At 68.1% G+C, this 13,395-nt stretch carries 13 protein-coding genes; 7 read left to right on the forward strand and 6 right to left on the reverse strand.

Going from position 1 to position 13,395, the window contains the following annotated elements; translation table 11 throughout:
* Positions 1-26: 26 nt before the first annotated feature.
* From ACSTA4_RS29590 to ACSTA4_RS29615, 6 genes are all read left to right on the forward strand, one after another.
* Positions 27-2,393 carry an RNase A-like domain-containing protein gene (locus ACSTA4_RS29590; RefSeq protein WP_444961941.1) on the forward strand — a complete coding sequence of 789 codons (2,367 nt, stop codon included), beginning with the start codon at positions 27-29 and terminating at the stop codon, positions 2,391-2,393.
* A 23-nt stretch (positions 2,394-2,416) separates the two neighbouring features.
* Complete coding sequence (locus ACSTA4_RS29595) at positions 2,417-2,722, forward strand: contact-dependent growth inhibition system immunity protein (RefSeq protein WP_444961942.1); 306 nt, start codon at positions 2,417-2,419, stop codon at positions 2,720-2,722.
* A 115-nt stretch (positions 2,723-2,837) separates the two neighbouring features.
* Positions 2,838-3,254, forward strand: coding sequence for a hypothetical protein (locus ACSTA4_RS29600; RefSeq protein ID WP_444961943.1), 417 nt, complete (start codon positions 2,838-2,840; stop codon positions 3,252-3,254).
* 156 nt (positions 3,255-3,410) lie between these two features.
* On the forward strand, positions 3,411-4,838 hold the full coding sequence (locus tag ACSTA4_RS29605) for a DUF6177 family protein (protein ID WP_444961944.1): 1,428 nt from the start codon (positions 3,411-3,413) through the stop codon (positions 4,836-4,838).
* Positions 4,839-4,930: 92 nt separating this feature from the next.
* Entirely contained in the window at positions 4,931-6,040 is a 1,110-nt protein-coding gene (locus tag ACSTA4_RS29610; protein WP_444961945.1) for a hypothetical protein, read from the forward strand.
* A 77-nt stretch (positions 6,041-6,117) separates the two neighbouring features.
* Positions 6,118-6,894 (forward strand): cupin domain-containing protein, encoded by a 777-nt coding sequence (locus ACSTA4_RS29615; protein ID WP_444961946.1) that lies wholly within the window; start codon positions 6,118-6,120, stop codon positions 6,892-6,894.
* A 2-nt stretch (positions 6,895-6,896) separates the two neighbouring features.
* Here the strand turns inward: ACSTA4_RS29615 and ACSTA4_RS29620 are convergent, their stop codons facing one another.
* Entirely contained in the window at positions 6,897-7,544 is a 648-nt protein-coding gene (locus ACSTA4_RS29620) for an endonuclease (RefSeq protein WP_444961947.1), read from the reverse strand.
* A gap of 194 nt (positions 7,545-7,738) precedes the next feature.
* Positions 7,739-8,086, reverse strand: coding sequence for a PLD nuclease N-terminal domain-containing protein (locus ACSTA4_RS29625; protein ID WP_444961948.1), 348 nt, complete (start codon positions 8,084-8,086; stop codon positions 7,739-7,741).
* 364 nt (positions 8,087-8,450) lie between these two features.
* On the opposite strand from ACSTA4_RS29625, the gene ACSTA4_RS29630 reads away from it, so the two are divergent.
* The gene (locus tag ACSTA4_RS29630) at positions 8,451-9,194 is read left to right on the forward strand and encodes a GntR family transcriptional regulator (protein WP_013155802.1); all 744 of its coding nucleotides are present in this window, start codon (positions 8,451-8,453) and stop codon (positions 9,192-9,194) included.
* 221 nt (positions 9,195-9,415) lie between these two features.
* Here ACSTA4_RS29630 and ACSTA4_RS29635 read toward each other — a convergent pair whose 3' ends face one another.
* From ACSTA4_RS29635 to ACSTA4_RS29650, 4 genes are all read right to left on the reverse strand, one after another.
* Entirely contained in the window at positions 9,416-10,477 is a 1,062-nt protein-coding gene (locus ACSTA4_RS29635) for an aspartate-semialdehyde dehydrogenase (RefSeq protein WP_019609489.1), read from the reverse strand.
* A complete protein-coding gene (locus tag ACSTA4_RS29640) occupies positions 10,474-11,745 on the reverse strand; it encodes an aspartate kinase (protein WP_212642102.1) in 1,272 nt (423 codons plus the stop codon). Before ACSTA4_RS29640 ends, ACSTA4_RS29635 begins: the two co-directional genes overlap by 4 nt.
* 202 nt (positions 11,746-11,947) lie before the next feature.
* Positions 11,948-12,547: a recombination mediator RecR gene (recR, locus tag ACSTA4_RS29645; RefSeq protein ID WP_013155805.1), complete on the reverse strand. Its 600-nt coding sequence runs from the start codon at positions 12,545-12,547 to the stop codon at positions 11,948-11,950.
* Between the two features lie 281 nt (positions 12,548-12,828).
* The gene (locus tag ACSTA4_RS29650; protein WP_017562872.1) at positions 12,829-13,176 is read right to left on the reverse strand and encodes a YbaB/EbfC family nucleoid-associated protein; all 348 of its coding nucleotides are present in this window, start codon (positions 13,174-13,176) and stop codon (positions 12,829-12,831) included.
* Between the last annotated feature and the right edge of the window lie 219 nt (positions 13,177-13,395).

Raw genomic sequence — 13,395 nt, forward strand, 5'->3', positions numbered from 1 at the left:
GCCCCCACCCCGACGGAGACATCCCCGTGAGTGACGGCTTGATCAACCCGGACGCGATCCCCATCCCCGCGGCCAACACCTGGGAAATCGAATCCGCCGCCGCTGGCATGAAGTCGGACGGCGGCGACATCTCCCAGGCGGGCCACGACATCAAGTCGACCTGGGCCGGCCTCCAGTCCGTCTACAGCGCCCCTGAGTCCGAGACCCTCTTCGCCGCGGTGGACCCCGTGTCGACCAAGGGCGACGAGGCCGAGACAGCCCTGAACACGGCGGCCCAAGCCCTGGAGACCTTCGCCGAGACGGCTCAGCGGATCCGCGGCGAACTGATTGCCGCACAGGGCGAGGCCCGTCAATTCCTCGCCGACATCGAGGGGAACGAGGACTGGAACAGCGGTGAGCACCCCTTCGACTTCGAGAGCAAGAAAGGCCAGGAGCACGACGCCCTCCTCAGCCGCATCAACGGGCTGGTACACGAGTACCAGGAGGCCGAGCGGACGTGCGCCAACGCAATCACCGGTACGTTCGGCGGCACGACCTTCATCGCGGGCGACGCCGAGGGCACCACCCAGCCGGGTGCCGACGAGATGGTCTACGGCTTCGATGAACCGCTGGAGAACGTCGCCACACCGTGGGGCACCCCGCAGGGCATCGACCACTTCTGGACCGTGGACGCCGCCTGGGCGGCCTGGGACGTGGTGCGGGGCAGCGTCGAGGACGTGGGCGGCGCGGTCGGAGCCTACGGCGAACCGGGATGGTTCACCGGCGACTGGGGTGACAACTTCGACGCCTACTGGGGCGACGTCCTCGCTGGCATGGGAGCGGCGGCCGGGGTCTGGAACCCGGAGACCCAGGACTGGACGAACAGTTTCGGAGAGGGTGTCCAGGTCAGCACGGACGCCGGACTCAGTGCCCTGCACGGGTTCTTCCCCTGGACCGAGTTGGAGGAGCGCCCCGGATACGCGTGGGGCACGCTGGGCACCAACGCGGCCTTCATCGTGGGCGGCGTCGCGTTGTCCATGACAGGTGTGGGGGCCGTGGTGGGCGTTCCGATGGCAGCCTCCCGCCTCACCCGCATCTTCGGCGGCATCGGAAGCGGGGAGGGCGTACCTGGCGGAGGCGAGGGCTCCGGCGGATATGACGGCTCCGAAGGCAACGGCAACGGTGGCAACCGGCCCCGGTCTGCGGACTCCGGCTCGCAGAGCCCGCAGGCCCCGGAAGAGGGCGGCATCAGCGCCGACGACCACTACGAGTCCTCCGGCATCGGTGGGATGAACGAATCCCTCTCCGATTTGGAGAACAGCCAGACCCAGGGACCGCCCACCACCCCAGACACACCCCCACTGTCCCAGGAAGTACCTGACAGGCCATCCACCACATCAAACAGCGACGTGCCAGTCTCCGACGAGGCGTCCCCACTAGAGCGCGCCGACGCGCCAGAGCACGTTAGAGCCCCGGAACACGACGTTGTCGGAGCCGAGTTGCCTGAGCTCACCAGCCGGGAGGCGCAGGAAGAACTCACCCTCGCCGAGATGATCCGCAACGACCCCGAACTCTTCCGGATTCTGGAGGACATCGATGCGGACCTACCCGAGCAGCTCGACTCCACGGATCCTGACGCCCCCTGGGCCATCAGCCCTCTTCGAGAGCCCGAGATGGCCATGGCTGGAGGCAGCGGAGAAGGTGGCGGTCCCTCCCATAACGGCGGAGGTCCTCTCGACACCCCCACCGCTGGCACGGAACACAACCATGCGGACACTCCCGGCACAAGTTTAGGCGACTCCTTTCACGGTGGAAGCAGCGGTTCACAGGGATACTTCGAAAGTAATGAATTCAACTTTCCCACAGGAGACCCGGAACTCGCCGAAGAAGAGAAAAACAACAATCCTCAGATCGAAATTTCTGACTACATACCCGGAGGCAGCCTTCAAGCAAACGAATACCATAACGGCGAACAACTCGGACACACACTGGAGCGCCATGTAGAGAAATCAGACCACTACCTCAGGCAAAGAACACTTCAAAACCCCGATCCCCCCGGAATACCATTCTCAGGAAAAGTCGCAGGAAGATACAAAGATCTAGAAACCGCCGAACTTGCCACGGCAACGGCGATAAGAATGAGAGGAGAAGAGATACAAGAGTGGCTTGATCTCGATCCAAGCCTTCCAGAGAACCACTCCCTGGTTCTACGCGATGTCGAGGTCAACCTAGGAGAAATAGGTTTCGCACTGGAGCGACAGGGCAGCAAAAACAACCCCACGGGATGGATTCCCAGAGACCCCCGCAACGTTCGCGTCCTGCTAAGATACCACCCAGATTTCGACCCGCCGTATTACGTACATACCTCCTTCCCAACACCAGCGCCCAACACAAACCTAGGAGCCAACCAATGAATAGATACAAGTACAGATATGACATGATCGAACACCTTTTTACCGCCTACCTCCATCAAGATTGGACCATCGACGGCGACTCCCTGGAGGAGATTTTTCAGAACGTCGAACCACTACAACTACTTGCACCAAAAATTCATGGCCAGATAGGCCAGCTTCTCGAAGAGAACCCTACAAACGAGGAGCTTGAAGAACTTTTCTGGGGACAGTGGCAAACAGGCTACGAACCGGACGATCCCGAAGGAGAGGACTGGATCGGCACCCTCAAGAGGATCATGGATATATGCGAGTGCTACATGGACAAAAAATCCTCGCGCGAAGGAGAATGAAATACCAAATTTTCCAGGGACCCCAGACCCACCGTACGCGCATGAATTAGCCGAACGCCTGTCACGCGTCGACTGGCGAGGAAATTTCGACCACACGCGCTCCAGGGTCGCTTTGATGAAGGAGTACCTTCGACGATCAGCCCTTTGGGCACACCACCTCAACGCCAAGGCTTGGCCGTTTTTCGACCCTGCCGAGATCATAAACCCCGACGTGCGCGCCAGCAAAGAAACCATTTCAATGGTTACAGAAAACGAGGACCTTCTTCAGAATTTCTCCTTGGTGAAGGACACCTGCATCTGGGCACTGCACTTCAGCGCTTTGCGCGACGCAGGAGAAGAGCTTCCTGACATCCCGGACATGTTCAGCCCGCTCATCATCTTCTACGAGCGAGGCGGCGGTTTCGGGATTGACACGACCAGACTGATTCAGATAGACGATGCCGCCATGTGCCGAGGATCCGCACTTCAGTATCGCGAGAAAGAACCCCAGACCTCGCTTGATTCAGCCACGTTGGACATCTTGGACCAGTAGATCACTACGCCACAAAAAGGATACCAATACCAGAAAAAAATCTACATTCTGAAAATAAATGATCCTATTCCCACCCGTGTGATGTGGAAAATCTATGAGATGAAATACCCAGCAAAATACTCGTCGTGACCGACCGTGTTTAACCTGAGGACTCCGATGACACACGACGTGGTCGCCCTTCTGGAGCGGGCTCCCACCATGCGCGGGCTGACACACGCGCTGGTACAGGCTGGGCCCGACCTGCGCGTGCGCTCAATCGCCGAGGGAGCCGTCGTCCAGCTCCGCGACGGATCCGGGCGACTGGTCGCCGCGGTCCAGGCCGCGCAGAAGCTCGCCTCCCCGAGCGAGGCAGACAGGTTGCTCGCCCAAGGCATCGGCGACGACCTGCCCGCCCAGCCCTACTGGGTGGAGGCCCTGGCCGCGGAAACCGGTCCCGGCGAAGCCGACACCGCCGGGATGGTGCGTCGCTTCGCGGACTCCCTGGTGGCTCAGTTCGGCGGCGTCGTGTGGCAGTCTCCGTCATCCCTGCGGCGTGACGACCCTCTCCTGCTCGGGGCGACTGACCACCCGGCCGTCACCCTGACCACCGACCGGGTCGCCCTGGCGATACAGGACCGGACGGTGGTGCCGATGACCACGTGGCTGGGTGACGCCATCACCACTCACACCCGTGAGGGACGGGGCTTCCAGTTGGTGACCCCCTCCAGCTCACGGCTGACCCACGTCCTGCGCTCGTCCCTGGCCCACCCGATGACCCGGTGGGTGGTGCGTACTCCAGAGGGCAGGTACCACGACGGATTCTCCGGTCTCCCCCTCGCCTGGCACGAGGAGTGGGGCTTCGTTCGTGATCCGTCAGCGAACACAGCTGGCAAGGTGCCCGGGGACGAGGCTTCGGGCACGCACCTGCTGGTGGACCTGTCCCTGCTTCACCCCGCCGAGGGGAACCTGCTCCTGGGTGGCTCGGTGGAGCTGCTGACCCAGACCCTGGCCGGGGCCGTGCCCTCCCTGTGGGGCACCAGCGAACCCACACCGCTGTCCTGGGACACCGCCGACCTCACCGCGGTGGCGCGCAGGCGCGCCCCCAACGCCTCGTGGTTCGTCCTCAACAGTCCGCCGCCGGAAGGAGGAGGCAGCCCCTTCACCGGAACGCTTCGCGTCACCAGAGTCCCGGACGGAGTACAAGAGCACGTCACCCTCGCGATCGGTTACCCTCCGGGCGCGGACCCGGACCTGACCGTGCTGCCCGGCCTAGTCGAAGAACTGGCTGCCCGGGGAGACCTCCGGACGATCAGCGTGCGCAGGCGCTCCGGACGCCCGGATCTCACGTACGAGCCCGGCTCGACAGACCTGACAATTCAGGTCGGGCTGGGCGTCGGAGCGGAGGCGGTGGCTTCCCTCGGTGTCGAGCACGCCCTGTCCGCGCCTGTGGAGGGTGTGCCGTTCGGCCCGCCGCTGACCCCGGCCGTCTGGTACCCGATCGGGGACGGCACTGAACCAGAGGACCGCAGACGCTCACGTGAGCTGATGGAGCACCTCCGCCCGGAAGCCCCCGCTCGGGGCGCTCACACCCGTGAGGTGGGTTGACCGTCTCCGGCCCGGCCGAGCCCACGACAAAGCCCCGGGCGCGTGGAACAGAGGCGGCACCGGGGCGTTCCCCGCAAAGATAGCCTCTCCGCATGCCTGGTGTCGATGATGACGTTGACCTCGTGTGGAGTCGGCTCTCCGAGCCCCGGATGGCCCCCTACCTCGACATGACCGGGGGCGACAGACACGCCGCCCTCGCGGTGTACGAGTGGAGCGGCCACATGGCCGCGGCGGCGTTCGAGGACGTCGGGCACCTGGAGGTCCTGCTGCGCAACACCCTGGACCGCTGCCTGCGAGAGCACTACAGAGAAGACACCAGCGGCATCCCCTGGTTCCTCATGCCCGTACCCGGTGGCGAGTACGTCGGCGAGGCCGTGGGCTTCGTACGCCAGCGCCTGCGCGGGAACACCACGCGCTTCCCCGCCCCGCGCGAGACGCGCGACCAGATCGTGGCGGGCCTGACCTTCGGGTTCTGGTCAGGTCTCGTGGGCGCCAGGTACGAGCAGTTGTGGCGCGAATGCCTGCACCGGGCCTTCCCGCACTCCTCGGGGCAGCGCAAGGAGGTCTCCGTCGCCCTGGACGGGGTGCACAAGTTCAGGAACCGACTGGCCCACCACGACTCCATGCTCAACGTCGACGTCCCCTTCGAGATCCGGCGGATCTTCGAGGCGGCCGAGTACATCGACCCCCGGGTGGCCGCCTGGCTCAGGCGGCGCAGCCGGGCGATGCGGGTGTACCGGCAGCGCCCCGTCGACACCGAGGACACCGTGGTCGTGGCCGCCGACGACGCCTGGCCGCTCTACCAGGAGTGCCACGCCTACGTCTGCCGGGCGGGCCGCTTCTTCCGGGACGTGGAGCGGATCGCCTTCCACTCCGACGGGGAGGTCAAGGCCGCGGTGCCCGCGATCGTCCACCGGCGCGACCAGGTCGAGTGGTCCCCCGGAGCCGTCGCACGGCTCCTGGCCTCGCCGGACCGCGACGACCGCAGGATCGCCGAGGTCATCCAGGCCTCCCGGGCCCGGGGCTGGCACGAGGGCCGCTACCAGGTCTTCCTCCTCACCCGCGACGGGGACTCCCGCCACCGCGAGCTTTCGGCCGACCTGCCCGACGAGCGGGCCGGAGGCGGAGCCTCCCTCACCCGGGACCAGCGCTACACGTCACTGCACTCACTTCAGACAGCGGAGACGACGGCGGACCTGTGATCGCGTCTGCCCGCGCATGTTGTCCACAGCCTGTGGACAACGTCCTGCCTCGCCCCGACTGGTGTACGGTCGGCCGCATGCCCCACGTGCTGCACATGACCGAACTCGAACGCTGGACCTCTGGCGGCGACATCGAGGCCGACTCCCTGCACACACAGGGGTTCGTGCACGCCTCGCCGGACGAGGCCACGCTGCTGGCGGTGGCCAACGCGCTGTACGCGCGGGCCGCCGAACAGCTGGTCGCCCTCGTCGTGGACACCGACGCGGTCGGCTGCGAGGTGCGCTGGGAGGCCGCCGAACCCGCCCCGCCACCGGGCGTCGGGGAAGACGTCCTCTTCCCGCACGTCTACGGACCCATCCCCCGCGAGGCCGTGACGGGCGTGCGCTACCTGCGCCGCGACCCCTCGGGTCGATACACGGGCGCCGAGGAGCGGCCCGCCACGGCCGAGGCGCTGAACCTGCTTCCGCACCCCGAGGGCGGCTGGTACCGGCAGACCTGGCACAGCGGCGTCACCGTACACCCGGAGGGCTACCCGGGGCCGCGATCCACCGCCACCGGCATCCACTTCCTGCTCGGCCCCGGGGAGGAGTCACGCTGGCACCGGGTGCGCTCCGACGAGGTGTGGGTGTTCAACCGGGGCGGGCCCCTGGTGCTGGAGTACGGCGGCACGGGAGAGGCGCCCGAGCCCGACGGGCAGGTGACCCTGGGCTCGGGGATCGAGCGGGGAGAACGCCTCCAGGCGGTGGTCCCGGCCGACACCTGGCAGGCCGCACGCCCGCTGGGCGGCGGGGAGGCACTGGTCAGCTGCTTCGTCTCCCCCGGTTTCGACTTCGCCGACTTCGAGGCGCTCTGACCTCACCCGACCCTCTCGCGGACGCGGTCGGCGAGGTCCCCGTCCCGCGCGATGCGGGCCAGCCCGGCCGCCAGGTGCGCGACCTCGTCGCCCTCCACGAGCTTGGCGAGCTTGCCGCCGTCCTCCGGCAGGCCGACCTTCTTGGCCCCGCCCAGCACGTACTTGTCGGTGTAGGGCCGCAGCCAGGGCCACACCGCCTGCACCTCCCGGCAGAACATCACGGCGCCCGTCGGCCCGATGCCGGAGAACTCCCGGACCATCGACTCCACCCGGCTCGCCCGGTGCTCGGAGCGCTCCCCGAGTCTGCGCAGGTCGCCCTGGTACTCCTCGCGCACCCGGTCGACGCACTCGCCCAGCCGGGTGGCGGTGCTCTCGTCGTAGCGCACGTAGTGCCCGCGCCCCAGCGCGTCCACGCGGTCCTGCCAGCTGAGCGAGGCCATACCGTCGGGGGTCGTGCCGCCCGCCTCGTTGAGCTCACGGGCGGCGGCGATCGCGATCCGCGCCGAGATGCGCGCGGACAGCAGGTTGACCAGCACCAGCAGCTGCCACAGCGCTGAGGGTCTGTCCGCCATCCGGATCCCGGCCTCGGCGGCGAGGGTCGTCCCCGCCTCGTCCACCACGGCGCGGGCGACGTCGGCGTTCCTGGCCATCTCCCGGTCCCCTTCCAGGTGTGGTCGGATGCGTCCTGGTACAGGGCTGATACCCGGCCGGAGAGCGCTGACGCGCTTGTCCACAGGGCTGTGTACAACCCTTCCCTCCCGGAGCCGGACACGGGAGAGCCCCGGATCCGGGTCCCGTCCCGGTTCCGGGGCTCTCCTCCCCGCCGCGGCGCCAGGCGCCGGGTTCAGGCGTGGCTCAGTCCGTTGCGGTGGGGCGGCACGTCGCTGTGCTGGCCGACGCTGGTCGGGATCGTGTGGCGCGCCCTCCCCTTGTCGATGCCGAGGAAGCGGTTGAGGTGGCCCTTGCGGCCCACCACGAACCAGGCGATCGCCCCGAACAGCGGGAACCAGAGGATGAAGATGACCCACAGCAGCTTGCCGCCCGCGGAGGTGTCGCGGTCGGCCAGCGCCGAGATGACCGCGGCGAGGAGCAGGACCAGCAGTGCCAGGCCCACGAGCGCCAGGACCACTCCGAAGATCCCGCTCATCCAGGTGACGGCCGTGTCCGCGCGGTCCGCGAGGTTCGTGATCATGGTCTCCCCCAACAAGGCACACTCCCTATTGTTACGCAGAGTAACCTTTTGAGCGGGGGTTCCCGTGGTGCTTCCGTTTTTCGGGCGTTTCCACTACGCAAGGACCGGATTCCGTTTCCGTGGTGACTTTCCGAACGCACGTCACTACTTTCAGGTAAGTCCACCTGTCAGGCCCTTCCGCTGCTTTACTGGGAACCATGGGCGAGCTTCGGCGATCTGGCAGGTTCACTCCCCTTCTCTCCCCCGGGTCCCCCACCGGAGACGGTGGCGGCCCCGGCACCGTCGACCACGGCGTCCCCGTCCCCCTGGCCGAGCGCAGAGACCAACGGGTGACGGGAGGCCGCACGGCCGAGGCCCGGTGACCGTGGGCAGGCAACCCAGGTACCTCTGGCTGGCGGAACAGCTGCGCGGGCCGATACTGAGCGGCGAACTGCCGCCCGGCACGCGTCTGCCCTCCCGGACCCGGCTGGCGCGCTCCTACCGGGTCAGCGAGCAGATCTCCCGCACCGCGCTCCGGCTCCTGGTCACCGAGGGCCTGGTCGAGTCCAGGCCCGGCTCCGGGTACTACGTGCGCACCGTCCCCGAACTCTTCCGGATCTGCCGGACCGACTCCTCCTCGGGCTCCGGCCTGGGGCGGCTCAGCCGTGAGTCGATCGGCACCGAGCAGGAGCAGTGCGCGCCGCCGCTGAGCCTGCGGCTGCGGCTGCGCGAGGGGGAACCGGTGTACCGCACCACCTCACGCGGGCTGTCCTCGGAACTGCCGATCACGCTGCACCGGTCCTGGGAGCCCGCGTCCCTGACCGCGGGCACCCTGCGCACCCCCTTCGACAGCTCGCCCGGCAGCGGACTGCTCGAACGGCTCAGCGCGGCGGGCCACCCGGTCGACCGCGTGGTGGAGGAGGTGGGCGTCCGCGCGCTGCGCGACTCCGAGGCCTCCCTGCTCGGGTCGGCGCCGGGGATACCCGTGCTGGTGGTGGAGCGCACCCACTTCAGCGGCAACCGGCCGGTGGAGACCTCCGACCTCATCGGCTCCTCCGAGCAGTGTCGACTCCTCTACAAACTGACACTGGCCCGGCCCCGCCGCGTCGGCGACCCGCGGCGGTACTGACCCGGGCTCGCGCGGGGCCGGCGCTCCGGGACGGGACCCGGGCATCCGGCACCGACCCCGGACACGCGTGAGGGCGGCGGCTCCCTCCCCTCAGGAGGGGGCCGCCGCCCTCACCGTTCACCGGTCGTCGCTCCGGTACGGACACCACCGGACGCCTGCTCCGCCCAACCGTTCCCCGTCACGCGGAGTGACCGGCTGGAGTCGCCCGGCGGTGTGCGCGGTCAGGCCCGGGTGAACTCCCCGGCCACGACCTCGGCGATCTGCGCCGTGTTGAGCGCGGCGCCCTTGCGCAGGTTGTCGCCGCACAGGAACAGGTCCAGCGACTTCGGGTCGTCCAGCGACTGGCGGATGCGGCCGACCCAGGTCGGGTCGGTGCCCACGACGTCGGCCGGGGTCGGGAACTCGCCGTTGGCCGGGTCGTCCTGGACCCGTACGCCCTCCGCGGAGCCGAGCAGCTCGCGGGCGGCGTCGGCGGGCACCTCCTCGGCGAAGGACGCGTGCACGACCAGCGAGTGGGTGGTGATCACGGGGACGCGGACGCAGGTGGCCGAGACGCGCAGGTCGGGCAGGCCCAGGATCTTGCGGGACTCGTTGCGGACCTTGAGCTCCTCCGAGGACCAGCCGCCGTCCTTGAGCGAACCCGCCCACGGAACGACGTTGTAGGCCAGCGGCGCCGGGAACGGGCCCAGCTCGCCGACGGCGGCGCGCACGTCGCCCGCCGTGTCGCCCAGGCTGCGGTCGGCACCGGCCTTGGCCATCTGGTCGCGCAGGGTGTCGATGCCCTCCTGGCCGGCGCCGGAGGCGGCCTGGTAGGAGGAGACCACCAGGTCGGTGACGCCGTAGGCGCGGTGCAGGGCACCGATGGCCACGATCATCGACAGGGTGGTGCAGTTGGGGTTGCTGATGATGCCGCGCGGGCGGTTGCGGACCTGGTCCGCGTTGACCTCGGGCACCACGAGCGGGACGTCGGGGTCCATGCGGAACGCGCCGGAGTTGTCGACGGCGACCGCGCCGCGGGCGGCGGCGACCGGCGCCCACTCCTTGGACACCTCGTCGGGGACGTCGAACATGGCGACGTCCACGCCGTCGAAGACCTCGGGGGCCAGGGCCTGGACCACGACGTCCTCGCCGCGCACGCGCAGGACCTTGCCCGCGCTGCGCGGGGAGGCGACGAGGCGGATCTCGCCCCAGACGTTCTCGCGCTGGGTCAGGATGTCCAGCATCACGGTGCCGACGGCACCGGTGGCGCCGACGACGGCGAGGGTGGGAAGACGGTTGCTCATCGGCCGGTACCTCCGTAGACGACAGCCTCGACCTGGTCGGCGTCGAGCTGGAACTCGCTGTGGGCGGCGCGGACCGCCGCGTCGATCTGGTCCTCCTCGACGATCACCGAGATGCGGATCTCCGAGGTGGAGATCATCTCCACGTTGGTGCTCGAACCGGCGATCGCGTCGAAGAAGCGGGCGGTGACGCCCGGGTAGGAGCGCATGCCCGCGCCGATCAGCGACACCTTGCCGATCTTGTCGTCGTAGCGCAGGGACTCGAACCCGACCTTGTCCTGCACCTTCTTGAGCGCGGCGACGGCCTCCTTGCCGAAGTCCTTGGGGACCGTGAAGGAGATGTCGGTGCGCGAGGTGGAGACCGCCGACACGTTCTGGACGATCATGTCGATGTTGATCTCGGCGTCGGCCAGGGCCCGGAAGATCGTCGCGGCCTCACCGATCTTGTCGGGCACGCCGACGACGGTGATCTTGGCTTCGCTCCGGTCGTGAGAGACACCGGAGATGATCGGCTGTTCCATGCCTTCGCTTTCCTCGACTTCCGGGACGACCCAGGTCCCTGGCTTCTGGCTGAAAGATGAACGGACGTGAAGGGGGATGTTGTACTGACGCGCGTACTCGACACAGCGCAGGTGCAGGATCTTGGTCCCGGACGCGGCCATCTCCAGCATCTCCTCGTAGGAGATCTGGGGGATGCGCTGGGCGCTCGGCACGATGCGCGGGTCGGCGGTGAACACACCGTCGACGTCGCTGTAGATCTCGCAGGCGTCGGCCTCCAGGGCGGCGGCCAGCGCGACGGCGGTGGTGTCGGAGCCGCCCCGGCCCAGGGACGTGATGTCCTTGGTGTCCTGGGAGACGCCCTGGAACCCGGCGACGATGCAGATCGCGCCCTCGCCCACGGCCTCCTGGATCCGGCCCGGGGTCACGTCGATGATCTTGGCGTTGCCGTGCAGCGACGTGGTGATCACACCGGCCTGGGAACCGGTGAAGGACCTGGCTTCGAACCCCAGGTTCTCGATGGCCATCGCCACGAGTGCCATGGACATGCGCTCGCCCGCGGTGACCAGCATGTCCAGCTCGCGGGCCGGCGGCATCGGGCTGACCTGCTCGGCCAGGTCCAGGAGTTCGTCGGTGGTGTCGCCCATGGCCGAGACCACGACGACGACGTCATATCCCGCCTTTTTCTGAGCGACGATCCGCTGGGCTACTCGCTTGATGGCTTCCGCGTCTGCCACGGAAGACCCACCGTACTTCTGCACGATTAGGGCCACGATCGATGCTCCTGAGGAGTTGGGATCAAGACAATGAAATGGAGTGTAGTCACAGACGTCCTCGTCCACCCCATCTGACCTGCGAAGGGAGGGCGTGGCGTCTTGACACACCGGCGATGGGGCTTACCCGGTCAGGCGGAGGTTACTCGTGTTTCGCGCGGATGAACGGCGAATGTGAGCTAGAACTCCAGAGCGCGACGCGCTAGAACTCCAGGCTGCGGCGGCCCTCGAAGGCACGGCCGAGGGTGACCTCGTCGGCGTACTCCAGGTCGCCGCCCACGGGCAGGCCGCTGGCCAGACGGGTCACCTTCAACCCCATGGGTTTGACCAGCCGCGCCAGATAGGTCGCGGTGGCCTCCCCTTCCAGGTTGGGATCCGTGGCCAGGATCAGCTCCGTCACCTGGCCGTCGGCCAGGCGGGTCATGAGTTCCTTGATGCGCAGGTCGTCGGGGCCCACACCCTCGATGGGGCTGATGGCGCCGCCCAGGACGTGGTAGCGGCCCCGGAACTCGCGGGTGCGCTCGATGGCGACGACGTCCTTGGACTCCTCGACCACGCAGATGATGGCGGGGTCGCGGCGGACGTCACGGCAGATGCGGCACTGGTCCTCTTCGGCGACGTTGCCGCAGACCGAGCAGAAGCGCACCTTCTCCTTGACCTCGACGAGCGCGCTGACGAGGCGTTTGACGTCGGCGTGCTCGGCGGACAGGAGGTGGAAGGCGATGCGCTGCGCGCTTTTCGGACCGACGCCGGGCAGCCGCCCGAGCTCGTCGATCAGATTCTGCACCGCGCCTTCGTACATCGCCTACCCATCAGTGACGGACCGGGTCTGTCGGGGCGGTCCGCGGCCCCGTTCCCCCACCGTATCCGGCGCGGAGGACTCGCGCGTACGCCGGGACCCGCCCGGCCGGTCCCGGTGCCGTTCCCGCCGCCGGGACCGTCCCCGGGATCTGTCTGTGAAGCGGTACCGGGACCTGTCTGTGAAGCGGTACCGGGACCTGTCTGTGAAGCGGCCCCGGGACCGGTCTGTGAAGCGGTACCGGGACCGGCCCCGGGAAGTCCGTGCGGCTGTCGCGGACCGGGCTAGAAGCCGGGGAGGCCGGGCATGCCGCCGGGCATCCCGCCGCCGCCCAGGCCCTCGGCGAGCGGGCCCATCTTCTCCTGCTGGAGCCGCTCCACCTGCGCCTCGGCGTCGCGGATGGCCGCCAGGACCAGGTCCGCGACGGTCTGGGCGCTCTCGGCGGGGTCGGCCGGGTCGATCGCCTCGGGGGCGACGGTCACGTCCTCGACCTGCCCGCGCCCGCTCAGCTTGACCTTCACCAGGCCGCCGCCGGAGGTGCCCTCGACCTCGGCGTCCTCCAGCGCCTGCTGGGCCTCCACGAGCTGCTGCTGCATCTGCTGGGCCTGCTGGAGCAGGGCCTGCATGTCCATTCCGCCAGGGTTCACGGCCGTCTCCTCGCCGCACTCTTCGTGCTGGGTCTCGCTGTCATGTCGCTGTTGCTGTGAGCGTAACCGGTCATCAGCGAACATGCGGGCGGGCCGGTGGGCGATGGGAGGGAAGGGGAGGAGACGGGCGGGCCGCCCCTCGGAGGACGCCGCGCCCCGCCGGTAGGACGACTCTCCCGAAAGGGCACCTACCAGGAGTGAGAA

This window comes from Nocardiopsis sp. M1B1 (assembly GCF_052466615.1).

Excerpts from the sequence above, each read along its gene's own strand:
- ACSTA4_RS29615 (WP_444961946.1), top strand. The coding sequence starts at position 6,118 with ATGCCCCACGTGCTGCACATGACCGAACTCGAACGCTGGACCTCTGGC.
- ACSTA4_RS29605 (WP_444961944.1), top strand. The coding sequence starts at position 3,411 with ATGACACACGACGTGGTCGCCCTTCTGGAGCGGGCTCCCACCATGCGC.
- ACSTA4_RS29625 (WP_444961948.1), bottom strand. The coding sequence starts at position 8,086 with ATGATCACGAACCTCGCGGACCGCGCGGACACGGCCGTCACCTGGATG.
- recR (WP_013155805.1), bottom strand. The coding sequence starts at position 12,547 with ATGTACGAAGGCGCGGTGCAGAATCTGATCGACGAGCTCGGGCGGCTG.
- ACSTA4_RS29650 (WP_017562872.1), bottom strand. The coding sequence starts at position 13,176 with ATGGACATGCAGGCCCTGCTCCAGCAGGCCCAGCAGATGCAGCAGCAG.
- ACSTA4_RS29635 (WP_019609489.1), bottom strand. The coding sequence starts at position 10,477 with ATGAGCAACCGTCTTCCCACCCTCGCCGTCGTCGGCGCCACCGGTGCC.
- ACSTA4_RS29600 (WP_444961943.1), top strand. The coding sequence starts at position 2,838 with ATGAAGGAGTACCTTCGACGATCAGCCCTTTGGGCACACCACCTCAAC.
- ACSTA4_RS29595 (WP_444961942.1), top strand. The coding sequence starts at position 2,417 with ATGATCGAACACCTTTTTACCGCCTACCTCCATCAAGATTGGACCATC.
- ACSTA4_RS29610 (WP_444961945.1), top strand. The coding sequence starts at position 4,931 with ATGCCTGGTGTCGATGATGACGTTGACCTCGTGTGGAGTCGGCTCTCC.
- ACSTA4_RS29620 (WP_444961947.1), bottom strand. The coding sequence starts at position 7,544 with ATGGCCAGGAACGCCGACGTCGCCCGCGCCGTGGTGGACGAGGCGGGG.